General features: G+C 62.1%; 22 protein-coding genes. 16 read left to right on the top strand and 6 right to left on the bottom strand.

All coding sequences use genetic code 11. The features are described from left to right. The first annotated feature begins 110 nt into the window (after positions 1 to 110). From NE850_RS16040 to NE850_RS16030, 3 genes are all read left to right on the top strand, one after another. A complete protein-coding gene (locus tag NE850_RS16040) occupies positions 111 to 824 on the top strand; it encodes a glutamine amidotransferase (RefSeq protein WP_007180062.1) in 714 nt (237 codons plus the stop codon). A gap of 72 nt (positions 825 to 896) precedes the next feature. Next, positions 897 to 2,009, top strand: a complete 1,113-nt coding sequence (locus NE850_RS16035; RefSeq protein WP_007180061.1) for an NADH:flavin oxidoreductase/NADH oxidase — start codon at positions 897 to 899, stop codon at positions 2,007 to 2,009. Between the two features lie 218 nt (positions 2,010 to 2,227). Further along, positions 2,228 to 2,752 (top strand): SET domain-containing protein, encoded by a 525-nt coding sequence (locus NE850_RS16030; protein WP_007180060.1) that lies wholly within the window; start codon positions 2,228 to 2,230, stop codon positions 2,750 to 2,752. Positions 2,753 to 2,818: 66 nt separating this feature from the next. Here the strand turns inward: NE850_RS16030 and NE850_RS16025 are convergent, their stop codons facing one another. Together NE850_RS16025 and NE850_RS16020 are read right to left on the bottom strand one after the other, a co-directional pair. Then, positions 2,819 to 4,321: a sensor histidine kinase gene (locus tag NE850_RS16025; protein WP_007180059.1), complete on the bottom strand. Its 1,503-nt coding sequence runs from the start codon at positions 4,319 to 4,321 to the stop codon at positions 2,819 to 2,821. 156 nt (positions 4,322 to 4,477) lie between these two features. Next, positions 4,478 to 5,164, bottom strand: a complete 687-nt coding sequence (locus tag NE850_RS16020) for a response regulator transcription factor (RefSeq protein WP_007180058.1) — start codon at positions 5,162 to 5,164, stop codon at positions 4,478 to 4,480. A 240-nt stretch (positions 5,165 to 5,404) separates the two neighbouring features. Between NE850_RS16020 and NE850_RS16015 the strand changes: the two genes are divergently transcribed. After that, on the top strand, positions 5,405 to 5,629 hold the full coding sequence (locus tag NE850_RS16015; protein WP_007180057.1) for a DUF3717 domain-containing protein: 225 nt from the start codon (positions 5,405 to 5,407) through the stop codon (positions 5,627 to 5,629). Between the two features lie 104 nt (positions 5,630 to 5,733). On the opposite strand, the gene NE850_RS16010 is transcribed toward NE850_RS16015, so the two are convergent. Further along, on the bottom strand, positions 5,734 to 6,072 hold the full coding sequence (locus NE850_RS16010; RefSeq protein ID WP_084747794.1) for a 4a-hydroxytetrahydrobiopterin dehydratase: 339 nt from the start codon (positions 6,070 to 6,072) through the stop codon (positions 5,734 to 5,736). A gap of 56 nt (positions 6,073 to 6,128) precedes the next feature. After that, on the bottom strand, positions 6,129 to 7,019 hold the full coding sequence (gene phhA, locus NE850_RS16005) for a phenylalanine 4-monooxygenase (RefSeq protein ID WP_007180055.1): 891 nt from the start codon (positions 7,017 to 7,019) through the stop codon (positions 6,129 to 6,131). A gap of 145 nt (positions 7,020 to 7,164) precedes the next feature. Between phhA and NE850_RS16000 the strand changes: the two genes are divergently transcribed. Then, positions 7,165 to 7,656 (top strand): Lrp/AsnC family transcriptional regulator, encoded by a 492-nt coding sequence (locus tag NE850_RS16000; RefSeq protein WP_007180054.1) that lies wholly within the window; start codon positions 7,165 to 7,167, stop codon positions 7,654 to 7,656. Positions 7,657 to 7,720: 64 nt separating this feature from the next. Here the strand turns inward: NE850_RS16000 and NE850_RS15995 are convergent, their stop codons facing one another. Next, positions 7,721 to 8,257, bottom strand: a complete 537-nt coding sequence (locus tag NE850_RS15995) for a class IV adenylate cyclase (protein ID WP_165187262.1) — start codon at positions 8,255 to 8,257, stop codon at positions 7,721 to 7,723. A 352-nt stretch (positions 8,258 to 8,609) separates the two neighbouring features. Continuing rightward, positions 8,610 to 9,509, bottom strand: a complete 900-nt coding sequence (locus NE850_RS15990; RefSeq protein WP_007180052.1) for a LysR family transcriptional regulator — start codon at positions 9,507 to 9,509, stop codon at positions 8,610 to 8,612. Positions 9,510 to 9,652: 143 nt separating this feature from the next. On the opposite strand from NE850_RS15990, the gene NE850_RS15985 reads away from it, so the two are divergent. The 11 genes from NE850_RS15985 (at position 9,653) to NE850_RS15935 (ending at position 24,426) form a co-directional block, all read left to right on the top strand. Continuing rightward, positions 9,653 to 11,191: a CoA-acylating methylmalonate-semialdehyde dehydrogenase gene (locus tag NE850_RS15985; protein ID WP_007180051.1), complete on the top strand. Its 1,539-nt coding sequence runs from the start codon at positions 9,653 to 9,655 to the stop codon at positions 11,189 to 11,191. A 125-nt stretch (positions 11,192 to 11,316) separates the two neighbouring features. Further along, the gene (locus NE850_RS15980; RefSeq protein WP_007180050.1) at positions 11,317 to 13,032 is read left to right on the top strand and encodes a GMC family oxidoreductase; all 1,716 of its coding nucleotides are present in this window, start codon (positions 11,317 to 11,319) and stop codon (positions 13,030 to 13,032) included. A 287-nt stretch (positions 13,033 to 13,319) separates the two neighbouring features. Next, positions 13,320 to 14,099: an ABC transporter ATP-binding protein gene (locus NE850_RS15975; protein ID WP_007180049.1), complete on the top strand. Its 780-nt coding sequence runs from the start codon at positions 13,320 to 13,322 to the stop codon at positions 14,097 to 14,099. Further along, a complete protein-coding gene (locus NE850_RS15970) occupies positions 14,096 to 14,854 on the top strand; it encodes an ABC transporter ATP-binding protein (RefSeq protein WP_007180048.1) in 759 nt (252 codons plus the stop codon). The genes NE850_RS15975 and NE850_RS15970 overlap by 4 nt, the downstream gene beginning before the upstream one ends. A gap of 53 nt (positions 14,855 to 14,907) precedes the next feature. Then, entirely contained in the window at positions 14,908 to 16,122 is a 1,215-nt protein-coding gene (locus NE850_RS15965) for an ABC transporter substrate-binding protein (RefSeq protein WP_007180047.1), read from the top strand. Positions 16,123 to 16,307: 185 nt separating this feature from the next. Further along, positions 16,308 to 17,192, top strand: a complete 885-nt coding sequence (locus NE850_RS15960) for a branched-chain amino acid ABC transporter permease (RefSeq protein ID WP_007180046.1) — start codon at positions 16,308 to 16,310, stop codon at positions 17,190 to 17,192. Further along, entirely contained in the window at positions 17,192 to 18,163 is a 972-nt protein-coding gene (locus tag NE850_RS15955; RefSeq protein WP_007180045.1) for a branched-chain amino acid ABC transporter permease, read from the top strand. The genes NE850_RS15960 and NE850_RS15955 overlap by 1 nt, the downstream gene beginning before the upstream one ends. A 518-nt stretch (positions 18,164 to 18,681) precedes the next feature. Then, positions 18,682 to 19,848: an ABC transporter substrate-binding protein gene (locus tag NE850_RS15950; RefSeq protein ID WP_007180044.1), complete on the top strand. Its 1,167-nt coding sequence runs from the start codon at positions 18,682 to 18,684 to the stop codon at positions 19,846 to 19,848. Between the two features lie 367 nt (positions 19,849 to 20,215). Then, the gene (locus NE850_RS15945) at positions 20,216 to 21,376 is read left to right on the top strand and encodes an ABC transporter substrate-binding protein (RefSeq protein WP_007180043.1); all 1,161 of its coding nucleotides are present in this window, start codon (positions 20,216 to 20,218) and stop codon (positions 21,374 to 21,376) included. 205 nt (positions 21,377 to 21,581) lie between these two features. Continuing rightward, complete coding sequence (locus tag NE850_RS15940; RefSeq protein WP_165187257.1) at positions 21,582 to 22,637, top strand: branched-chain amino acid ABC transporter permease; 1,056 nt, start codon at positions 21,582 to 21,584, stop codon at positions 22,635 to 22,637. Between the two features lie 4 nt (positions 22,638 to 22,641). Beyond that, positions 22,642 to 24,426, top strand: a complete 1,785-nt coding sequence (locus NE850_RS15935; protein ID WP_007180041.1) for an ABC transporter permease subunit — start codon at positions 22,642 to 22,644, stop codon at positions 24,424 to 24,426. Positions 24,427 to 24,431: the final 5 nt, after the last annotated feature.

Genomic DNA, 24,431 nt, shown 5'->3' with positions numbered 1-24,431 from the left:
CAATCCGCTACACTGCCAGGCCGGCTCCGGCGGGCGGCACATGCCGCCAGTGAGCCGGTCGGCGCCGCATGGCGGCAAGTCTTTAGTCAACGTGAAGGTGGGACAGGCCGATGAATCACGAAGTTCTGGCCATTCGCCACGTGCACTTCGAGGATCTGGGCAGTCTTGAGCTGGTGCTCGGCGAGCGCGGGCGCCCGGTCCGTTATCTCGATGTCGGCTTTGCCCGCATCGAGGCGCCGAACCCCGTCGCCGCATCGTTGATGGTGGTATTGGGCGGCCCGATCAACGCAACCGACGACGCGCTTTACCCGACGCTCGTGCCGTTGCTCTCCATGATCGAGAAGCGCATCGCGGCCGGTTTGCCGACACTCGGCATCTGTCTTGGCGCCCAGTTGATTGCGCGCGCGCTCGGTGCCCGCGTCTATCCCGCTGGTCGCACTGAACTCGGTTGGACACCCCTCACGCTGACCGACGCCGGCCGCGCTTCGCCGGTGCGCCATCTGGACGGCTCGCAGACCTCCATGCTGCACTGGCACGGCGATACCTTCGATCTGCCTGACAACGCCACGCGTCTTGCGTCGACGCCGGCATGCGAAAACCAGGCGTTCGCCTGGGGCGGCCATGTGCTGGGGCTGCAGTGTCATCCGGAGATCCGCACCGACCGCTTCGAACCCTGGCTGATCGGCAACGCCGGTGAGCTTGCGGGCCACGGTATCGACGCGCGCCAATTGCGGTCCGAGACCGCGCAATTCGGTCCCGCGCTCGAAGCCGCCGCGCGCCGGATGTTCGGCGAATGGCTCGATCAGGTCGAGGCGAAAGCCTGAAGGCGCGTGCCAGCAGTAAATTATTTGCGGTGCTATGCTCGATCGCTCTTGGGTTTTTACTGGGCCTGATCCATGAGCGCGCTTTTTTCTCCGCTCACGCTGCGTAGCGTGACACTTCCCAATCGTATCGTCGTGTCGCCCATGTGCCAGTATTCCGCGGATCGCGGTGAGGCAACGGCGTGGCACATGATCCATCTCGGTAGCATGGCGTTATCCGGTGCCGGTATGCTGTGCATCGAGGCAACCGCAGTCGAGCCGGACGGACGTATCACCCCCGGCGATCTCGGCCTGTGGGACGACGTCACCGAAGCCGCGCTCAAGCCTGTGCTCGCCGCTATCCGCAAGCATTCGCACATCAAGGTCACGATGCAGTTGTCGCACGCCGGGCGCAAGGCGTCGAGCCACGTGCCTTGGGAAGGCGGCCAACTGATTCCGGTATCGCAAGGCGGGTGGCTGCCGCACGCACCGTCCGCGTTGCCGCATAAAGCGGGCGAAGAGCCGCCCTTGGCGCTGGACCTACCTGCGTTGAACCGGATCCGCGAAGCATTCGCGGCGTCGGCGCGGCGTGCCGCACGGCTCGGCATCGACGGACTGGAAGTGCACGCGGCACACGGCTATCTGCTGCATCAGTTCCTCTCGCCGATCGCCAATCAACGCGACGACGAATACGGCGGCTCGCTCGAAAACCGCATGCGCTTTCCGCTTGAAATCTTCGATATCGTGCGTGCCGCATTTCCCGCCGACAAACCCGTCGGCGTACGTGTGTCGGCAACCGACTGGGTCGAAGGCGGCTGGACGCTCGCAGATACGATCGCGTTCGCGCAGGAGTTGAAAAAGCGCGGCTGCGACTGGATCGACGTGTCGTCGGGCGGCGTCTCGCCATTGCAGAAGATTCCGCTTGAACCGGGTTATCAGATCCCGTTCGCGAAGGCGGTCAAACAGGCCACAGGCCTCACTACCATCGGCGTGGGCCTGATCACGGACCCGTTGCACGCCGAGCAACTGATCGAAGCCGGCGACGCCGATCTGATCGCGTTGGCCCGCGCGTTGCTATACAACCCGCGTTGGCCGTGGCATGCCGCGGCGCAACTTGGCGCGACGGTCGAAGCACCGCCGCAGTACTGGCGCTCGCAGCCGCGCGAGCAAAAGGCACTGTTCGGCGACATTTCGTTCGGACAACGGTGAAATTGGCAGCCCATGCTGGGTGCGCGTCTTTTTGACGGTTGAACGAAGCCGTCTTGAGCGTGTACGATGCCGGTTGTGGCGCATGAGCGTCGCAGGTCGACGCGGCGCTCGCAAGGCGCCGCGTTTGCTATGCGCGTCAGAAAAAGCGGCGCGTCAGACGCGGGCATTTCTGGCGGCTGCCGATCTTCACCCCAAAGTTCTTCACAAGGATTCATTCAATGAGTTCACGCAGGATCGCCGTGCGCCGTTCGGGTGTGCACGGCAAAGGCGTGTTTGCCCTCGAACCGATTGCGGCCGGCGAGCGGCTGATCGAATACAAGGGCGAGCGGATCTCTTGGAAAGAAGCGTTGCGCCGTCATCCGCACAATCCGGCGGAACCGAATCACACGTTCTATTTCGCGCTCGACAGCGGCAAGGTGATCGACGGCAAAGTGAACGGCAATAGCGCGCGCTGGATCAACCATTCCTGCGCGCCGAACTGTGAAGCCGAAGAGATCGACGGTCACGTGTACGTGCACGCGTTGCGCGATATCGCCGAGGGTGAGGAAGTCTTTTACGACTACGGCCTCGTGATCGACGCGCGTCAGACCAAGAAGCTCAAGAAGGAATATGAATGCCGTTGCGGCGCGCGCAAGTGCCGCGGCACGATGCTGGCGCCGCCGGAGAAAGAGAAGAGCGCGGGCAAGTCCGGGAAGTCGGCGAAAAAGGCCGGGACGACGGTGAAGAAAGCGAAGAAGAAATGAGATGCGGGCTGCCTGCGTCGATCGCGTTGGTGAACGCGCGAGGCAGCCCGTCGATTATCTGCACCGTCAGATATCCATCGGCGCCGAGTGCGCCGATTTTTTTACCGGCCGCCGTGGTTCGGGTTCTACCGCGGTCAGCACACTGATCGGCACGAGCGGAATCCGCACGATGAAACGTGCGCCGCCTTCCGGTGCGTCTTCGTAGTGCACGCTGCCGTGATGCAGCACCATGATGTCGTGAACGATCGCGAGGCCGAGACCGGCGCCGCTATCCACGCCCGCATCGCTCTGGCCGTCGCCGCGGAAAAACCGTTTGAAGAGATCGGCCTGCTGATTGTGCGGTACGCCCGGCCCGTTATCTTCAACGACGATCTCCGCCATGCGGATTTCGTCGATCACCGTTTGCGACACCGTCACCGTAATGCGGCCGCCATCGAAGCGCGACGGCGGCACATACTTCAGCGCGTTATCCAGCAGATTGGCGATCACTTCGTGCAGCAGCACGGGATTGCCGCGCGCCATCAAAGGATGGCCGTTGCTCGGATCATCCAGACGCTGGAAACCGAGGTCGACGTGGAACGTCAATGCACGCGGCACCCATTCCGCACCGGTATCGAACGCAAGCGCGGCCATGTCGACGTTGACGAAGCGAGCCGCCTGTTCTCCCGGCTCGGCGCGCGCGAGCGAAAGCAGTTGATTCGACAGCCGCACGGCTCGGTCGGCTGCGGCGCGTAGCTCACGCACCGCGGCCAGCGTTTGCTGCGGGTCGCGTGCAACGGCCGCCTGTTCCGCATGCAGCTTGACAGCGGTGAGCGGCGTGCGCAGCTGGTGCGCGGCGTCGGCGATAAATTTGCGCTGGCCGTCGAGCGCCGTTTTCAGACGGCCGAGCAATGCGTTCAGCGCGCCGGTCAGCGGCCGGATTTCGACCGGTACGTAGGTTTCATCGACCGGTTCGAGCGACGTGTGGGTTTGCCGGTTCAGCGAGTCCGCGAGATCGGTCAGCGGATTGAGCTGCTGATTGACCACGCGCCACACGATCACCCAGCCCGCCAGCAGCAGCAACAGCAGCGGCATCATGATCGCGACCAGAAACTCGGCGGCGATACGAAACCGGTGGTGTACCGGCTGGCCCACCTCGACGACGATCGGATTTCCGGTCGGCTGATCGACCCGCACCTGCGCCACGCGCACCGTCACGCCTTGATGCTGCGTTTCGAATACGTACGCGTAATGCATGCGCCGCACGCTCGTGCCTTGCAGCGGAAGATTGTGGTCGCCGGCAATTTCGGTTTCGCCGTTGCTGATCCGGTAGACGAGGTGCTCCACAGGATCCGAGAACATGGCTTGCGCGAGCGGCGGCACGGTGACTTTGGCGTTCGGACCGGCAATCTGGATCTGTTTGGAGATCGCGGTGGCGAGATCGGCGAGCGAACGGTCGACCACGTGCTGCGTGTACTGCCACGCTAGCCAGTAAGCGATCAGGCCGCTCATCAGCGCGAGCAGCGAAAGGGGAGCGGCGAGGCGCCGCAGCAGCGTGCGGCGCAGACTATTGGCGGCCGGCTGGGGCATGATCGAACGCGCGGGAAAAGGGCCACGGCGCAAGCACCGAAGGGCAACGGCGCAAGCACCGCAAAGTTTCGCCGGATGCCGGCGACTTGCGCAACGAGTGCGCGGCGCCGGCCCGGCGCCGTCAAGCCGCGATGGGACTCGCAGCCTTCATGACGATTATGCGGCCTGGCGGATTTCCTGCAACAGGTAACCGAAGCCACGCACCGTGACGATCTCGACACGGCAGCTTTCCAGCTTTTTACGGACCCGGTGCACGTAGACTTCGATCGCGGTGTCGCCGAGATCGCCGCCGAAATGCGTCAGATGGTCTTGCAGTTGCGCCTTGCTGACCACGCGGCCATGACGCAGCAGCAGCATTTCGAGCACCGCGAATTCACGCGGCGAGAGCTCGAGCGGCTTGTCGTCGTTGAAAATGCGGCGATCGACGCCCGACAGGCGCACACCGCCCAGCGACACTTCCGGACGCGGCATGTCGCCGTGCGGACCGCTGCGGCGCATCACCGCGCGAATGCGCGCTTCGAGTTCGGTGGGTTCGAACGGCTTCAGCATGTAGTCGTCGGCGCCGGAATTCAGACCTTGCACGCGGTCGTTCAGCTCGTCGCGCGCGGTGAGGATGATCACCGGCGTGTGACGATTGCTCTGACGAAAGCGCGAGAGCAGCGTCATGCCGTCGATGCCGGGCAGGCCCAGATCGAGGATCACCAGTTCGTGGCGATTTTGCGTCAGGGCCTGTTCGGCGAAAATGCCGTCATGGACCATGTCGACGGTGAAGCCGGCTTGTTCGAGACTGCTTTGGATGCCGCGTGCGATGGGGCGGTCATCTTCGATCAGAAGGAGTCGCATGGATTTCGCTCAAGTACAATGGGTTAGGCGTTTGGGCAAGCGGTTCGCCGGGGCGCCTGCTGCACAGGCAGCGTGCGGCGCGGCCGTACCGAACTGACACGAAGCGGCCACGAAGCAGGCATCGAGCGGCCTCGAAGCGCCTACTCAGCGCCCCCAGACCTGTCGCATCGCGCCAATCCCCCGAAAGGGCAAGAAAACTTTGAGAAGGCCCGGCGTTTTCTTGAGAGCGATCACGAAGTCATGTCCGAGATAAGCATTCACGAACTGGAAGCCGCAATCAACTTCTGGCGCGCCCGCTCACCTTCGAGCGGCGACGAACTCGTTCTGTGCAAGGAGGCAAGCGCGCTCTCCAAGCCGTATGCGCTGATGATTGTACAGCGTCAGCACACGCTATCACCGGATCGTTTGGATGCGGTTGCGAAGCTCGCGTGGGATTCTTACGTGCACCTTAAGAATAGCCTGTAGAACTGAAGGTTTGCACAGGGGATTACCTGCAATGCCCTTTCACGGCAGCCCGATTATTCGATGTTCGGCCATAAACACGCCTGAAATGCATCTGGCCGTCTGTATTACGCCGTAATACTGTCAATAAACGCGGCCAGTCTGATGTCCCGCTCGGTCACGCCGTTGGCCTCATGCGTGGAAAGCGTGATTTCCACCTTGTCGTACACGTTGAACCATTCCGGATGGTGATCCATTTCCTGCGCCTTGATTGCGACGCGCGTCATGAAGCCGAAGGCCTCGTTGAAGTCGGCGAATTTGAACTGGCGCTGGATTGCGTCGCGGCCCGTCGCGGCTTGCCAGCCGTGCAGCGCGGCGATCTGGGTGGCGCGTTCTTCTGAAGTCAGTTTATGAATCATGGTGCTACCTCGTTGGATCTGGACGGGCACGCCAGTGGGCGTGCGCATCCGCTATTTTTTCACGGATGCAGCCCGCCCGCTGCCGACCTGCCCGGCGTCGCCTGTCAGATATCGCCGTTTGCCAGCCAGCCTTCGCGCGACCCGCGTGTCATGACGCGATCGTGTTCGAGGACGTCGCCGGCCGCGAACGCCGGTTCGGCTGCCAGCCTTGCCAGCAGCGGCGCGAAATCGGTTTGCGCCACGTTGAACAGTTGCGCGAAGTCGTCGATCACGAAGTAGGTCTTCTGGAACGTGTCGATGCGGTAGCGGGTGCGCATCACGCGTTCGAGGTCGAAGCCAAGGCGGTTCGGCGCGGCGCTTTGCTGGCTGTAGAGCGTTTCCCCCTTGCTCGACACGATTCCCGCGCCATAGATCCTCACGCCGTTCGGACTTGCCGTGTCGCGGATCAGGCCGAACTCCACCGTGTACCAGTAGAGCCGCGCGAGCAGCGGCAGCGCGCCGGCGTCGTTGGCGGCGAGCGCGGCGCGGCCATACGCGTGCATGTAGTCGGCGAAAACCGGGTTGATCAGCAGCGGCACGTGGCCGAACAGATCGTGAAAACAATCCGGCTCCTGCAAATAATCGAGTTGATCCGGCCGGCGCATCCACCAGGTCACGGGAAAACGGCGATTCGCCAGATGCTCGAAGAACACCTGGTCCGGCACGAGGCCGGGCACGGCGACTATCTGCCAGCCGGTGGCGGGCGTGAGCTTCGCATTGATTTCGTCGAAAGTGGGTACGCGGTCGGCCGGCATGCCGATGCATTCGACACCCGCGAGAAACTCGTCACAGACGCGCCCTTTGAGCAGCGCCGTCTGGCGCGCGTAAAGCTGTTGCCATACCGCGTGGTCGACCGCGCCGTAGCGTTCGGTCGGTTGGTCGATGGTGAAATCGGCGCGGGTTTCGAGTCCGGCGTCGAATTGCTCTTTCAGTTTGGCGGTATTGGCGATGGACATGATGCAGCGCTCGACGGCGACGGCAGGTGAATCGGTGATGCAAGTGTAGAGCGGTGCGTATGCGGAAAGGGCGCAAAGACAGCGTTCCGTCGCTCAGTTATGCAATAATCGTGCATCAAATGGCTATTCAATGCGGATATTCGACATGTTAGAACTGGATCACTTCGATCTTGCGCTACTGGAGGTGCTTCAGCGCTTCGGCCGGGCAACCCATCAGCAACTGGCCGAGCAGGTGCCGCTGTCACCGTCGCAGATTGGACGGCGCTTGCAGCGTCTGGAACAGATGGGCGTGGTGGACGGCTATCGCGTCGTGTTGCGGCCGGAAAAGCTCGGGCTCGGCGTGACCGCGTTCACCAGTCTGAAATTGAAGCACCACGGCGACTCGATCATCGAGCAATTCCAGCAACAGATCGACGTGCTGCCTGAAGTGCTCGAATGTCATGCCGTGGTGGGCGACGCCGACTATCTGTTGCGCATCGTCGCGCCCGATCTGAATTATCTGTCGACGTTCGTGATGAAGAAGCTGATGCGTGTGCCGGGCGTCGATAGCGTGCGCTCGAATATCGTGCTCACTACCTTCAAGCGCAACGGACCATTGCCGCTCGGTCATCTGTCGCCGGGTACAGCCGCCGCTTGATGTGGCGGCATGAGGGCGGCGCCGCTCGCGCGGAGTCCGCCCCGCGGCGCATCGCGCCCTGGTTCTACGCCGCTTGCTTCGGCTCGCTGTCCGGGCTCAGCAGATCGACGTAGGCCACCGCCACCAGATCCGATTCCGGTACGCCGAGCGTGGCGAACATGGCATGTGCTTCGGCGTGGCCGCCTTCTTCGTCGTCGTCCTGGGCAAGCACGACTTCGAGTTCGACGAAGTCGCCCAAACCGTCCACCCGGTCCAGATGGATTCGCGTGCGCCCGGTCAGATACACATGCCGTTCCTTGGTGACGATGCCGCGCGTGGTCAGCGCGGTGGCAAGCAGCGCGTGCATGGCTTCCGGGTTGGTCACCGGGCTGCGCGTGTAATAGGAGGCCTTCGGGCCGTCGCGGTCGTCGCGCTGGTAGAAGATCAGTTCAGCCGGCGTGCCGTCGTCGAACTGGCGCAGCTTCAGGCGGCCACGCGGCACGTCGTAGAAAAAGTCCTGTTGGCGGAAGATCAGCGGAGCGTCCGGCGCGAGCTGCGCCGCGCGTTCGCGGAGTTGCTCGAAATGCTGGGCGCGGGCTTTGATTTCAATGTTGCGTGCCATGTCAGGCTCCTGTCGAAGGATGGAGTGGTCGGCGACTTCCGGTGTTGCCGGGGCGAAGCTGCCGGGAAGGACAAAGTCAAGCGGAATGGAAAACGATGCGGGGCCGGCGCATGAGCGCGAACCCTCAATCTAACAAAAACTGCGTGACGGTGTGGTTTCAGATGCGGGGTAGATGGACGCGGTGGGCGATCGTGCTCATAGACGGGAGCCAGCGAAGGCGCTGCGCAAGGAGACAGCGAGGAGGACCGCAGCGGTTTGCGGCCATCATGAGAACGGCTCATATCGCTCGCCTGGCGGTCTTTAGCGCCCAGACGGCATGTCGCGCTTCACCCGGCAGCCGTTCGCGTACCGTTCAAGTCGCCCATTGCTGCTCGATCAGCTTCAGCGCCGCCGCAATCGCCGGTTCCTCCTTGCGCTGCGCGAGCGTGACGAAGCTGAGCTGGGTCGGCACCGTCACGCCTTCCACGATGGTCAGCGCGTGCGCATGCGCTTCGGCGATCGCAGTGGCGTCGCGTGCGAGCGTGAGACCCACGCCGGACTTCACCAGGTCGAGCATCGACGGCTCCTGATCCACTTCCGCCACCTTGATGGGCTTGACCCCGGCCTCGTCGAAGCAGCGCGACAACAAGCGGTTATGCGCCGACGCGGGCGGTGTCCAGATCCACGGCAGGGCGGCGAGCGAACGCCAGTCGCGCGCGCCTTTGACGCGGTCTTTCCAGCCGGCCGGCGCCAGCACGCGATACTGGAACTGAGTGAGCGTGACGGCATGAAACGCGGGGCCCTCGCGCGGTTCGTCTTCGGACGGCAGGCCGATGTAGTAGCCGACATCCAGTTCACCCGCGCGAACCTGATCCAGCACCCAGCCCGACATGCCATGACGCAAGGCCGTTTCGATGCGCGGCCAGGTTTCCACCAGTTGCTTCAGAAAACCGCCGAGGCGCAGAAACGCCGGGTCGAGGATCGTGCCGATCCGCAATCGTCCGCGCACTTCGTGGCGCAGCGATTGCGCGGCCCGCTGCACGTCGCTCGCCGCGCCGAGCGCGCGCTCGGCGTGCGGCAGCAGCGCCTGGCCGTCGCGCGTGAGCGAGAGCCCGTGCGAAGTCCGCGTGAACAGCGTCACGCCGAGCGTCTCCTGCAAATGCTTGATTTGCAGGCTGACGGCGGGTTGGGTCAGGTGAAGCTGCACTGCGGCACGCGTGAGGTTGCCCTCGCGTGCCACGGTGACGAACGCCCGGAGCAGAGTCAGATCCATGCCCTGATATTAGCGCGCCTTATGATGCAGTTGAGCATTACTCATTGGATTTGTCGACCGGAAGCGCCGTACGCTTCACCTTCAGCACGCCTTGATCGAGCCGTGGGCGCAGGGGCGGAAGACTTCTCAGGAAAGAGGACAACATGAGCGAGACATATCAGGACGAAGCCGTGCGCAGCACGAAGAGCGCAAGTGCGCTGACACATTTCATCAACGGCAAGACCGTCGAAGGCACGAGCGGGCGCTTCGGCGACGTCTTCAATCCTGCGCAAGGCAGCGTGAGCGCACGCGTGCCGCTCGCGAGCGTCGCGGAAGTGGATGCAGCCGTCGCCGCGGCCAAAGACGCGTTTGCCGCATGGAGCGAAACCGCGCCGATCAAGCGGGCGCGTGTCCTGTTCAGGTTCAAGGAACTGCTCGACCGTCACCACGACGAACTCGCGGAACTGATCACGCGTGAGCACGGCAAGGTGTTTTCGGACGCGAAGGGCGAAGTGATGCGCGGCATCGAAATCGTCGAATTCGCATGCGGCATTCCGAATCTGTTGAAGACCGACTTCACCGATCAGATCGGCGGCGGCATCGACAACTGGAATCTGCGTCAGCCGCTCGGTGTGGTGGCCGGCATTACGCCCTTCAATTTTCCGATGATGGTGCCGTGCTGGATGTTCCCCGTCGCGATTGCGTGCGGCAACACATTCGTGCTGAAACCGTCGGAGCGTGATCCGTCCTGTTCGAGCCGGCTTGCCGAATTGTTGAAGGAGGCCGGTTTACCGGATGGCGTCTTCAACGTCGTGCACGGCGACAAGGTCGCGGTCGATGCGCTGCTCGTGCATCCGGACGTCAGCGCATTGTCGTTTGTCGGTTCGACGCCCATCGCCGAATACATCTACACGGAAGGCACGAAGCACGGCAAGCGTGTGCAGGCTTTGGGCGGAGCGAAGAATCATCTGGTGGTGATGCCCGACGCGGATCTCGATCAGGCGGTCGACGCGTTGATCGGCGCGGCCTACGGCTCGGCGGGCGAGCGCTGCATGGCGATTTCGGTGGCCGTCGCCGTCGGACATATCGCCGATGACCTGGTCGAGCGGCTCACACCGCGCGTGAAGAGCCTGAAGATTCTCAACGGCATGGAGTCGGATGCCGAGATGGGACCGTTGGTCACGGCGGTGCATCGCGAGAAAGTGGTGGGCTATATCGATTCCGGCGTTGCGGCGGGCGCGAAGCTGGTTGTCGATGGACGAGGCCATCAGGTCAGCGGCCACGAGAAGGGTTTCTTTCTCGGCGGCACGTTGTTCGACAATGTCTCGACCGACATGAAGATTTATCGCGAGGAGATTTTCGGACCTGTGCTCTGTGTGGTGCGTGTGCCGGATTTTGCTTCGGCGGTGGAACTCATCAACGCGAATGAGTTTGCCAACGGCGTGTCGCTGTTCACGTCCGATGGCGGCATCGCTCGCGCATTCTCGCGACAGATCCAGATCGGCATGGTAGGCATTAACGTACCGATTCCCGTGCCGATGGCGTGGCATTCGTTTGGCGGCTGGAAAAAGTCCCTCTTCGGCGACCATCATGCGTATGGTGAAGAGGGCGTGCGGTTCTACACCCGCTACAAGAGCATCATGCAGCGCTGGCCGGACAGCATCGCCAAGGGTGCCGAGTTCACCATGCCGGTGGCCAAGTAGCGTGACGTAGTAGCGGAACAGACGACGAACCCGCGGAAAGAAGGCAAAAAACAATCAGAGCCTAACGGCGCGGTTGCATGGCGACCATGCAACCGATCGCCAAAAAAAGCTTAGGAGACTGAACAATGAGCTATACCGACACGACGCCCGAGACTGCCCGGCGGCTCGAAGGCGAGTTCGACTACATCATCGTGGGCGCGGGGACGGCGGGCTGTGTGCTGGCCAATCGCCTGACCGAAGATCCGGACGTGCAGGTGTTGCTGCTCGAGGCAGGCGGCAAGGACGATTACCACTGGATTCACGTGCCGGTCGGCTACCTCTATTGCATCGGCAATCCGCGTACGGACTGGCTTTACAAAACACAGTCCGAACCCGGGCTCAATGGCCGCGCGCTTTCGTATCCACGCGGACGCGTATTAGGCGGTAGTTCGTCCATCAACGGCATGATCTACATGCGTGGTCAGCGCGAAGACTACGATGAATGGGCGCGCGTCACCAACGACTCATCCTGGTCCTGGAACTCGGTGCTGCCGGTCTTCAGGCGTAGCGAAGATCATTACGCCGGCGCGAGCGAATCGCATGGCGCGGGCGGGCCGTGGCGCGTCGAGAAACAGCGGTTGAAATGGAAAATTCTCGAAGAGTTTTCGCGCGCCGCGCAAGAGGCCGGTATTCCCGCCACCGACGACTTCAACCGCGGCGACAATACCGGCGTCGGCTACTTCGACGTCAATCAGAAACGCGGCATTCGCTGGAATGCATCGAAGGCATTTTTGCGTCCCGCACTCAAGCGGCCGAATCTCACGGTCATCACCGGCGCGCACACGCAGCGCGTGGTATTCGAAGGACGCCGTTGCACGGGCGTCGAATATCGCGGCGACAATACGGACTATCTGGCCAAAGCTCGCTGTGAAGTGATCCTGAGCTCAGGAGCTGTCAACTCGCCGCAATTGCTCGAACTGTCCGGCATCGGCAATGGCGCGCGTCTGCAGAACCTGGGCATCGAGGTCGTCAACGATCTGCGTGGCGTCGGAGAAAACCTGCAGGACCATTTGCAATTGCGCATGGCCTACAAAGTCGACGGCGTACGCACGCTCAACACCGCGTCCGCGCATTGGTGGGGCAAGCTGATGATCGGCCTGCAGTACGCGCTGTTCCGAAGCGGCCCCATGTCGATGTCGCCGTCGCAACTCGGCGCGTTTGCCAGGTCCGATCCGAATGATCGCTCGCTCACGCGGCCCGACCTCGAATATCACGTCCAGCCGCTTTCGCTCGATCGTTTCGGCGAACCACTGCATCGGTTCAATGCGTTCACCGCGTCGGTGTGCCAGTTGCGGCCCACTTCGCGCGGCAGCATTCACATCGAATCGGCCGATGCTTCAGCGCCGCCGTTGATCGCACCGAACTATCTCTCCACCGATTACGATCGGCACGTTGCCGCCAACGCACTGCGTCTCACGCGTCGCATTGCCGCGGCGCCGGCGCTTGCACGCTATCGTCCGCAAGAGATCTTGCCGGGCATCCAGTACCAGACCGAAGAAGAGTTGCAGCAGGCTGCCGGCGCGGTCGGCACGACCATCTTCCATCCGGTCGGCACCTGCCGCATGGGTACGACCGACGATCCAGGCGCGGTGGTCGACAACCGGCTACGGGTTATCGGTGTTGACGGACTGCGCGTGGTCGATGCATCTGTCATGCCGACCATCACCTCGGGCAACACCAATTCGCCCACGCTGATGATCGCGGAGCGCGCCAGCGACATGATCCGCGAGGATCGCCGTGCGCGCGTGGCCGGCGGTTCCGTGGCGCAAACCAACCCAGCGCCTTCCGTATTCGCAGTGTGACAATTGACATGCGACGCGCATGAGATAGACGCCCGCCCTGCACGGCGGGCATCTCGTGCGCACGGCCATGTTCGGGACGGGCATCATCCACTAAGTGCAAATCCCAATGAATGCGCTGCATCATTGGCGCGACAATGGCAGCCATGCTGCGTGCCGCCCCAAGGATTACCGTCCGCATTGGTGCAGCACGCCAACGAGCGTGCACGGGGTGCCGCCGTCAAAAAAAGTCGCGCGGCGGTTCGCGCGGAAGATCGTAATGCTTCGCCTTACTCCGTATGGAAGGGAACATGATTCTCGGCGATACGATTCTCGAAACGCGCGGCCTCACCCGTGAGTTCAAAGGCTTTATCGCCGTGAACGGTGTGAACCTGCGCGTGCGCCGTGGCTCGATCCATGCGCTGATCGGCCCTAATGGGGCAGGCAAGACCACCTGCTTCAATCTGCTCACCAAATTTCTCGAACCCACTGCGGGTCAGATCGTTTTCAACGGTATCGACATCACGGGCGAGCGGCCCGCGCAGATCGCACGGCGCGGCATCATCCGCTCGTTCCAGATTTCCGCTGTCTTTCCGCATCTGACGGCATTGCAAAATGTGCGCATCGGCCTGCAGCGGCAACTGGGCACGGCATTCCATTTCTGGAAGAGCGAGCGCACGCTGCGCCAACTCGATGATCGTGCAATGGATCTGCTCACGCAGGTCGGTTTGACCGATTTCGCCGATGTATTGACGGTCGAGCTTTCCTACGGCCGCAAGCGCGCGCTGGAAATCGCCACTACGCTCGCGATGGAGCCGGAACTCATGCTGCTCGACGAGCCGACGCAAGGCATGGGCCATGAAGACGTCGATCGCGTGACGGCGCTGATCAAAAAAGTATCGAGCGGCCGCACGATCCTGATGGTCGAGCACAACATGAATGTGATCGCCGGCATCTCCGACACGATTACCGTGCTGCAACGGGGCGAAGTGCTCGCCGAAGGCAGTTACGCCGAGGTGTCGAAGAATCCGCTCGTGATGCAAGCCTATATGGGCAGCGCGGACGCGGCGCTCGCCGGAGCCCACGCATGAATACGATTGCCGAGCGTGAAAGCCTCGAAGTGAGCGGCACGGACGGCGCCGCTCCCGCGCTGGACATCAAGGGATTGCAGGCGTGGTACGGAGAGTCCCACATTCTGCATGGCGTCGATCTGACGGTGAACCGCGGCGAAGTCGTCACGCTGCTGGGCCGCAACGGCGCGGGGCGGACCACTACGCTGCGCGCCATCATGGGCCTGACCGGACGGCGCACCGGCTCGATCCGCATTGGCGGACGTGAAACCATCGATCTGCCCACGCATCGCATCGCGCATTGCGGCATTGGTTACTGTCCGGAAGAGCGCGGCATTTTTTCGAGTCTCTCATGCGAGGAAAACCTGCTGTTGCCGCCGCCCGTCGGGGACAAGGCGCACATGATGTCGCTCGAAGAGATTTATTCGATGTTTCCGAATCTGCATGAACGCCGCATGAGCCAGGGTACGCGGCTCTCGGGCGGCGAACAGCAGATGCTCGCGGTGGCGCGCATTCTGCGCACCGGTGCGAGCCTGCTGCTGCTCGACGAAATCTCGGAAGGGCTCGCGCCTGTCATCGTTCAGGCACTGGCACGCATGATCATGACGCTCAAGGCGCGCGGCTATACCGTGGTGATGGTCGAGCAGAATTTTCGCTTTGCCGCGCCGCTTGCCGATCGCTTCTACGTGATGGAGCACGGCGCGATTGTCGAGCACTTCGGGGCGAGCGAGCTCGAAACCAAGATGCCGATCCTGCACGATCTTTTGGGCGTATAAAAAAACGCCTGAATGCCTCTGATAACCACAAGCGAAGAAACCAGGAGACAGGAATGAAAAAGAACCCACTCGCGCGGCTTGCCACACTTTGTTTCGCGGTCGCCGCCGGCGCCGCCTTGACGATGGGCAGCGCGCAAGCGGCTGACGACTCGGTGAAGATCGGCTTCATCACCGACATGTCGGGTCTGTATGCGGATATCGACGGCCAGGGCGGCCTCGAAGCGATCCGCATGGCAGTGGCGGACTTCGGCGGCAAGGTGAACGGCAAGCCGATCACCGTGGTCTACGCCGATCACCAGAACAAGGCAGACATCGCGGCCTCGCGCGCACGCGAGTGGTTCGATCGCGACGGGGTGGATATGCTGATCGGCGGCACGAACTCGGCAACGGGTTTGTCGATGAACACCGTGGCCGGCGAAAAGAAGAAGGTGTATATCAGCATCGGCGCGGGCGCCGACACGCTCACCAACGAGCAATGCACGCCGTACACGATCCACTACGCGTATGACACCACGGCGCTGGCCAAGGGCACGGGTTCGGCGGTGACGAAGCAGGGCGGCAAGACCTGGTACTTCCTCACGGCCGACTATGCGTTCGGCAAGGCGCTCGAGAAGAACACGTCGGACGTGGTGAAGGCGAACGGCGGCCAGGTACTCGGCGCGGTGCGCCATCCGCTGTCGGCGTCCGACTTCTCGTCGTTCCTGCTGCAGGCGCAGGCGTCGAAGGCGCAGATTCTCGGCCTCGCGAATGCGGGCGGCGACACGATCAACTCGATCAAGGCGGCCAAGGAATTCGGCATCACCAAGACGATGAAGCTCGCCGCGCTGCTGGTGTTTATCGACGATATCCATAGCCTGGGCCTCGAAACCACCCAGGGTCTCGTGCTGACGGACAGCTGGTACTGGAACAAGGACGCCACGACTCGCAAGTGGGCGGAGCGCTACTTCGACAAGACAAAGAAGATGCCGTCGAGCCTGCAGGCGGCCGACTACTCGGCGACCATCACTTATCTGAATGCGGTGAAGGCGGTGGGTTCGACCGACTCCGACAAGGTGATGGCGCAACTGAAGAAGACGAAGATCGACGACTTCTACGCGAAGGGCTACATCCGTCAGGACGGCAGCATGATCCACGACATGTATCTGATGCAGGTGAAGACGCCGGCCGAATCCAAGGAGCCGTGGGACTACTACAAGATCACCGCGACGATCCCTGGCGAGCAGGCGTTCACGACCAAGGCTGAAACCCGCTGCGCCTTGTGGAAATAAGCGCCGGTTGGTAACCAGACAGCCGGCTGTCCTGCTACTGGCGGGCGATACATAGTGCCGCGTTGGTACACAGACCGCTGGCAAACCGTTTCACATGCCGCGCGCGATTGGCGTCGCTGCCGCTGATCGCGCGCCGGCCGGATCGTGCGTGACCGATCTCACCTTGGTGATGGGTTAGGGCTTCAATGGAAATCTTTGGCGTTCCGCTACCGGCGATGCTGAGCCAGCTGTTGCTGGGGCTCGTGAACGGCTCGTTCTACGCAATTCTGAGTCTCGGGTTGGCGGTGATCTTCGGCTTGCTCAACGTGATCAATTTCGCGCATGGCGCGTTGTTCATGCTGGGCGCCATGCTCGCGTGGATGGGCTTTTCGTATTTCGGCCTGCCGTACTGGGTGATGCTCGTGCTGGCGCCGCTGATCGTCGGGCTGTTCGGCATGGCGATCGAACGCTCGATGCTGCGCTGGCTCTACAAGCTCGACCATCTATATGGGCTTTTGCTGACCTTCGGGCTCACGCTGGTGGTGGAGGGCGTGTTCCGTTCCATCTACGGTTCCTCCGGCCAGCCGTACGACGTGCCGTCGGCGCTTTCCGGCGCCACCAATCTCGGCTTCATGTTCCTGCCGAACTATCGCGCGTGGGTCGTGGTGGCTTCGCTGGCGGTGTGCTTCGCGACGTGGTTCGTGATCGAGAAGACGCGTCTCGGCGCGTATCTGCGCGCCGGCACCGAAAACCCGAAGCTCGTCGAAGCGTTCGGCATCAACGTGCCGCTGATGATCACGCTCACCTACGGCTTCGGCGTCGCGCTGGCGGCATTTGCGGGCGTGCTCGCCGCGCCGGTGATCCAGGTCTCGCCGCTGATGGGGCAGCCGATGATCATCACGGTGTTTGCGGTGGTCGTGATCGGCGGCATGGGGTCGATCATGGGCTCGATTCTTACCGGCTTGATGCTCGGCGTGATCGAGGGACTGACGCGCGTGTTTTACCCGGAAGCGTCGGCGACCGTCGTCTTCGTGATCATGGCGCTCGTGTTGCTGGTGCGCCCGGCGGGTCTCTTCGGCAAGGAAAAATGATGCAGAGAAAAGTGCTCTACGGTCTGCTGCTGATCGTGCTTCTCGCGGTGCCCGTGCTCGGCATCTATCCGCTCTTCGTGATGAAGGTGATGTGTTTTGCGCTGTTCGCGGCGGCGTTCAATCTGCTGATCGGCTATACCGGATTGCTGTCGTTCGGCCACGCCATGTTTCTCGCCTCGGCCGGCTATGTCACGGGCTACGCGATGCAGACGCTCGGCTTCTCGCCGGAGCTCGGCGTGCTGGCCGGCACGGCGGCGGCCACCTTGCTCGGGCTGATTGTGGGCATCTTCGCGATTCGCCGCCAGGGCATCTACTTCGCGATGGTCACGCTGGCGCTCGCGCAGATGGTCTACTTCGTGTTCCTGCAGGCGCCGTTCACGCATGGTGAGGACGGTCTGCAAGGCGTGCCCCGCGGCAAACTGTTTGGCGTGCTGGATCTCTCGTCCGATACGGCGCTGTACTTCGTCGTGCTAGCCGTGATGGTGCTGGCGTTCCTGCTGATCGTGCGGATCGTGCATTCGCCGTTCGGACAGGTGCTGGTGGCAATCAAGGAGAACGAACCGCGCGCGGTGTCGCTCGGCTACGATACGGATCGCTTCAAGCTGCTTGCCTTTATCCTGTCGGCGGGGATCGCCGGTCTCGCGGGTTCGCTCAAGGTGCTGGTGCAAGGGTTCGAAACGTTGAGCGACGCGTACTGGACCATGTCGGGTCTGGTGATCCTGATGACGCTCGTCGGTGGCATGGGCACGCTGTTCGGACCGTTGCTCGGCGCGGCGTTGATCGTCGCACTGGAGGACCGGCTCGGCGATTTCGGCGCGGCGCTCGCGTCGTCGACGGGCGTGGAGTGGTTCCGCTCGCTGGGGGAATCGGTGACCATCGTGACCGGCGTCATTTTCATTGCGTGCGTGCTGGCGTTCAGGCGCGGCATTGTCGGCGAAATCATCGCGCGAGTGCGGCCGCTGCGGGCCTGACGCACGGTGAAATGCGCAATTGCTTCGGTATCCGATATAGCGTGGCGTCCTTGATACGGTGAAGCCGGGGCGTGTCTTTGTCGAGGCGTCCGGTGGGGCGGGCCAGGATGCGCAAACGTGCCCCAATTCAGTGCCGCAGTGCACCACTAGGGTAATTGCTAGTTGTAGTAGAGCGGGTGCTCATTTAATCTTCATGCAGTTCTGATGCACCACGAATTTTGCAGGTGGAGAACGAGGAGACAATGAGGCACTCAGTGCCCAGACGAAAGCGCTGTTGGATTGATATCCAACAGCGCTTTTTATTTGTGCTTCCGGTTATTGGCGACTCGAATTCCGCGCTAATTCGGTGCGCCTTTTTTATTCGTCGAACGTGTCTCTATTTCGCACGGCACAACCCTGCAAAACGCTTGCAGCGCGGGGCTTTCGTCCGCTAAACTCGCTATTCACCGACCGCTTGGTCGGGATTTAAATCCAAAGATTTGGATTCGAATGAATAACGGGGTAGACAGAGGAGCGGAATGAAGTCGGCATTGCGTTGGATCAGCGCGGCATTGGTCGCCACCGGAATGACTGCGGCATGGAGCGGCCATGCATTCGCGGACGTGAAAATCGGCGTGACCGTCTCGGCAACGGGGCCTGCCGCGTCGCTCGGTATTCCGGAAAAGAACACGATTGCGCTGCTGCCTAAAGAAGTAGCGGGCCAGAAAATCGAGTACATCGTGCTCGACGACGCCACCGATTCGACTCAGGCCGTCAAGAACACGCGCAAGCTCACCAGCGAAGATCACGTGGATGCGTTGATCGGCTCGACCGTGGTGCCGAACTCGCTGGCCATGATCGACGTCGCCGCCGAAACTACCACGCCCATGATTTCGATGGCCGCTGCGGCGAGCATCGTCGAGCCGATGGATGCGAAGCGCGCGTGGGTCTTCAAGACGCCGCAGAACGACATTCTCATGGCCACCGCGATCGCGCAGCATATGTCGAATCACGGCGTGAAGACGGTCGCGTTCATCGGTTTCTCGGACGCTTACGGCGAGAGCTGGTTCAAGGAATTCGGCAAGGCTGCGGATCTCGCGAAGATCAGGATCGTCGCGAACGAACGTTTCGCGCGTAATGACGCGTCGGTGACCGGCCAGGTGCTGAAAGTCATGTCGCAGAACCCGGATGCGGTGCTGATCGCGGGCGCGGGCACGCCGGCCGCGCTGCCGCAGAAAACGCTCAAGGAGCGCGGCTACAAGGGCAAGTACTATCAGACGCACGGCGTCGCCAATAACGACTTTCTGCGCGTGTGCGGCAAGGATTGCGAAGGTACATATTTGCCGGCCGGCCCGTTGCTCGTTGCCGATCAACTGCCCGATTCGAATCCGGTGAAAAAGAGCGCGCTCGCCTATAAGCATGCGTATGAAACCGCTTACGGCGCCGGCTCGGTGTCCACCTTCGGCGGCCACGCATGGGACGCGGGCCTGCTGCTGCGACGCGCGATTCCGCTGGCGCTGAAGAAGGGCCAGCCGGGCACGCCTGCGTTCCGCGAGGCGCTGCGTGCAGCGCTGGAAAACACCAGAGACATGCCCGCGTCGCACGGCATCTTCAACATGAGCGCGAACGACCACTCCGGTCTCGACCAGCGGGCGCGCGTCATGGTGGAGATTGTCGGCGGCAAGTGGAAGTTGTCCGGCGACTGAGCGAAGGCGAAGCGATACGGATCCCCATTAAAAAAGACGCGTGCGGTTGACGCGTCTTTTTTATTGTCCGCATCGCGTGAAAAAGTGTGGTTCCGCGGCTTCAGGACAAACCCGCATTTGGGTGACGGTCTATTGACCGTCGATCGCGCAGAACGCAATACTACTAACATGTTAGTGTTTTGTTTCGCAGGATATCGCAGCAGTTTGCAGTCGTAGTACGCAGCAGGAAGGTGACCCCCAGGCGGTAAAAGCATTCGCGCCGAGCAGGGAAAACCATGCTTGGCACGCCGGAACCCTATAACTAGATTCAGACACCCGGCCCTGAGCCGATTACAGATACGCGCTTCAAAGCGTTCGGAGACTTGCAATGAAAAAGACAAAGCAATGGGTACGCACCGGCATTGCCGTGGCGTTGATGTGCGGCGCGGGCGCGGCATTCGCCCAGGTGAAAATCGGCGTCACGCTTTCCACGACGGGGCCGGCTGCTTCGCTCGGGATTCCTGAAAAGAACACGATTGCGCTGCTGCCGAAAGAGATCGGCGGCAAGACCGTGCAGTACATCATTCTCGACGACGCATCGGACACCGGCAAAGCCGTGCAGAACACGCGCAAGCTGATCGACGAAGATCACGTCGACGCGATCATCGGTTCGACCGTTACGCCGAATTCGCTCGCCATGCTCGACGCGGCTGCCGAAGGCAAGACGCCGGTGATCTCGCTGGCGGCATCGGCGGCGATCATTTCGCCGATGGACGCAAAGCGCGCATGGGCCTTCAAACCGCCGCAAAACGACAGCCTGATGGCTGACGCTATCGCCGACTATATGGAGCATCACGGCGTGAAAACGGTGGGCTTCATCGGCTTCGCGGATGCGTACGGCGACGGCTGGAACAACGTCTTCACCGCCGCTGCCGCCGCGCACAACCTGAAGATCGTCTCCAACGAGCGCTTTAATCGCACCGACGCATCGGTGACGGGCCAGGTGTTGAAGACGATGGGCGCCAACCCCGACGCGGTGCTGATCGCGGGCGCGGGCACGCCGTCGGCGTTGCCGGCCAAGACGCTCAAGGAGCGCGGCTACAAGGGCAAGGTCTACCAGACGCACGGCGTCGCGAATAACGACTTCCTGCGTGTGTGCGGCAAGGATTGCGAAGGCGAATTCCTGCCGGCCGGTCCGATCCTCGTGGCCGATCAGTTGCCGGCATCGAACCCGGTGAAGAAGTCGTCGGAAGCCTACAAGGCGGCGTACGAGAAAGCCTATGGCGCAGGCTCGGTGGCGACGTTCGGCGGCCACGCATGGGACGCCGGCCAGATGCTGCAGGCGGCGATCCCTGTCGCGCTGAAGACTGCGCAGCCGGGCACCGAAGCGTTCCGCGTGGCGCTGCGCGGCGCACTTGAGAACATCAAGGAGCTGCCGGTCTCGCACGGCATCATGAACACCACGACGACCGACCACAACGGCCTCGACAAGCGTGCACGCGTGATCGTGCAGATCGTCGATGGCAAGTGGAAGCTGCAGAACGACTAAAAACAAAAACGGTACGCGCCTCTCGCGCAACGTGCGGCATGTGACGCCGCATTGCCATTCTGTTCGATGACAATGGCACCGACCGCCGCGCCGTGTTCCGGCGCGGCGGTTGCCTTTTCTGACATTGCGGGTCGATGGACGGCCGCTGGTTTTGCCGCCCCGACTGTTTCCCGGTTTCGATTTCGACGCTTCAGGACGAGGAAGTATGGATCTATCAATTGCGGCGATCCTCGCGCAGGACGGCATCACTACCGGCGCGATCTACGCGCTGCTCGCGCTTGCGCTGGTGCTGGTGTTTTCCGTGACGCGGGTGATCTTCATCCCGCAGGGGGAGTTTGTTTCGTACGGCGCGTTGACGCTCGCCGCACTGCAGACACAGAAATTTCCGGCTACCTGCTGGCTGCTGATGGCGATGGGCGCGGCCTGCTTCGTCGTCGAAATAGCGGGGCTGGTGCGGCATGCCGAACGGCGCCGGCATGCAGCTCGCACGCTGGTCATGCTGGTCGGCAAATACCTGCTGTTTCCGATCGCGGTCTATGCGCTGACGCAGGGCGTTTTCATGCAGCCGCTGCCGATGGTCGCGCAGATCGCGTTGACGCTGCTGATCGTGATTCCGATGGGGCCGTATGTCTACCGGCTTGCGTATGAGCCGATCGCGGAGGCGTCCACGCTGCTGCTGCTGATTGTGGCGGTGGCGGTCCATTTCGCGATGGTCGGCCTCGGTCTCGTGATGTTCGGAGCCGAGGGTTCGCGCACCACCGCGTTTTCCGACGCGACCTTCAACCTCGGCAGCCTGTCGATCTCCGGGCAGAGCTTGTGGGTCGTCGGCACAGCGGTCGTGTTGATCGGCGCGCTTTATCTGTACTTCGACCGCTCGATCTCCGGCAAGGCGTTGCGCGCGACATCGGTGAACCGGCTCGGCGCGCGGCTCGTCGGCATCGGCACGACGCAGGCGGGGCGCCTCGCGTTCACGCTGGCGGCGGGCCTCGGTGCGCTGTGTGGCATCCTCGTCGCACCCTTGACCACCATCTACTACGACTCGGGCTTCCTGATCGGTTTGAAGGGCTTCGTGGGGGCCATTATCGGCGGCCTTGTCAGCTATCCGCTGGCGGCCGCGGGCTCGATCCTGGTCGGTCTGCTGGAGTCGTATTCGTCGTTCTGGGCGAGCGCTTACAAGGAAGTGATCGTGTTCACGCTGATCATCCCGGTGCTGCTCTGGCGCAGTCTTGCCAGCCCGCACACCGAAGAGGACGAGGAGTGATGCGATGAAAAGGATCATGCAAAACAAATTCTTCTGGTTGTTCCTCGTGGTGCTGTTCGCGCTGCCGGTGCTGCCGCAACCGATTCACGTGCCTGAGTACTGGGTGACGCTGCTCAACTACATCGGCCTGTATTCGATCGTGGCGATCGGCCTGGTGCTCCTGACCGGCATCGGTGGGATGACGAGTTTCGGCCAGGCCGCGTTTGTCGGCATCGGCGCTTATGCAACCGCGTATCTGACGACGCAATACGGCATCTCGCCGTGGTTCGCGCTGATCGTGGGCGTGGTGGTGACTGCGTTGATCGCGTTGATGCTCGGGCTGGTGACGATGCGTCTGTCCGGGCACTTTCTGCCGCTCGGTACGATTGCCTGGGGGCTCGCGCTGTTCTACCTGTTCGGCAATCTGGAAATGCTCGGCAAGTACGACGGCATCAATGGAATTCCGGTGCTGAATGTTTTTGGTATTAACCTGGAGTCCGGCCGCCATATCTATTACCTGATCTGGGTGGTGGTGCTCGGCGCGGTGATTTCTGTTCAGAATCTGCTTAATAGCCGGCCGGGGCGGGCGATCCGCGCGCTGCGCGGCGGCGGCATGATGGCCGAAGCGATGGGCGTGAATACCGCGTGGATGCGGGTGGTTATTTTTGTCTACGCGGCCGTGCTGGCTTCGATCTCGGGCTTTCTATACGCCCACCTGCAACGCGCGGTGAACCCGACGCCGTTTGGGCTGAACCACGGCATTGAGTTTCTGTTCATGGCCGTGGTGGGTGGCGTGTCGCACGTCTGGGGCGCTGTGCTTGGCGCGGCGATTCTGACGGTTCTGCAGGACTATCTGCAAACGTTGCTGCCCAAGCTGCTCGGTGAGAACGGCAATTTCGAAGTGATCGTGTTCGGCATTTTGATGGTGCTGTTGCTGCAGTACGCTCGACAGGGCGTATGGCCGTTCGTGGCGCGGTTTTTCCCGAAGGGTCCGCGCGCTCATCTGGCCGATCATGCCGAACCGTTGCCGCAGCGCAGCAAGCCGACGGCCGGTGAAAACCTGCTGACCGTGAACAAGGCGCGCAAGCAATTCGGCGGTCTGGTTGCGGTGAACGACGTCAGCTTCGAGGTAAAAGCCGGGCAGATCATCGGTCTGATCGGGCCGAACGGCGCGGGTAAGTCGACGACCTTCAATCTGGTCACCGGCGTGTTGCAAGCGACTAGCGGCGAGATCACGTTCCGTGGCGAGCGCATCGATTCGCTGACTTCACGTGAAATCGTCAAGCGCGGAATCGGCCGTACTTTCCAGCACGTCAAGTTGCTGCCGGGCATGACGGTGCTTGAGAACGTCGCGATCGGCGCGCATCTGCGAGGGCAGGCTGGCGTTTGGCGCAGCGTGGTCCGCCTGAACAGCGCGGAAGAAGCGCGCTTGATGGCCGAAGCGGCTCGTCAGATTCGCCGCGTCGGCCTGGAGCAGCATATGTACGACGAAGCCGGCAGTCTCGCCTTGGGGCAGCAGCGGATTCTGGAAATTGCTCGCGCGCTGTGCTGCGATCCAACGCTTTTGTTGCTGGATGAGCCGGCCGCCGGTCTGCGCTACCAGGAAAAGCTTCAATTGGCCGATCTGCTGCGGCGCCTGAAGGCGGAAGGCATGAGCGTGCTGCTTGTGGAGCACGATATGGATTTCGTGATGAATCTGACCGATCGGCTAGTAGTCATGGAGTTCGGGACCAGGATTGCGGAAGGCCTGCCGCAAGACGTACAGCAGGATCCGGCTGTGCTGGAAGCCTATCTTGGCGGGGTGGAGTGATGGAG

The organism is Paraburkholderia sp. USG1 (assembly GCF_031570135.1).
GTDB classification, from domain to species: domain Bacteria; phylum Pseudomonadota; class Gammaproteobacteria; order Burkholderiales; family Burkholderiaceae; genus Paraburkholderia; species Paraburkholderia dioscoreae.
Note: the sequence above shows the minus strand (reverse complement) of the source record. Positions and strands in the feature narration are given on the sequence as shown.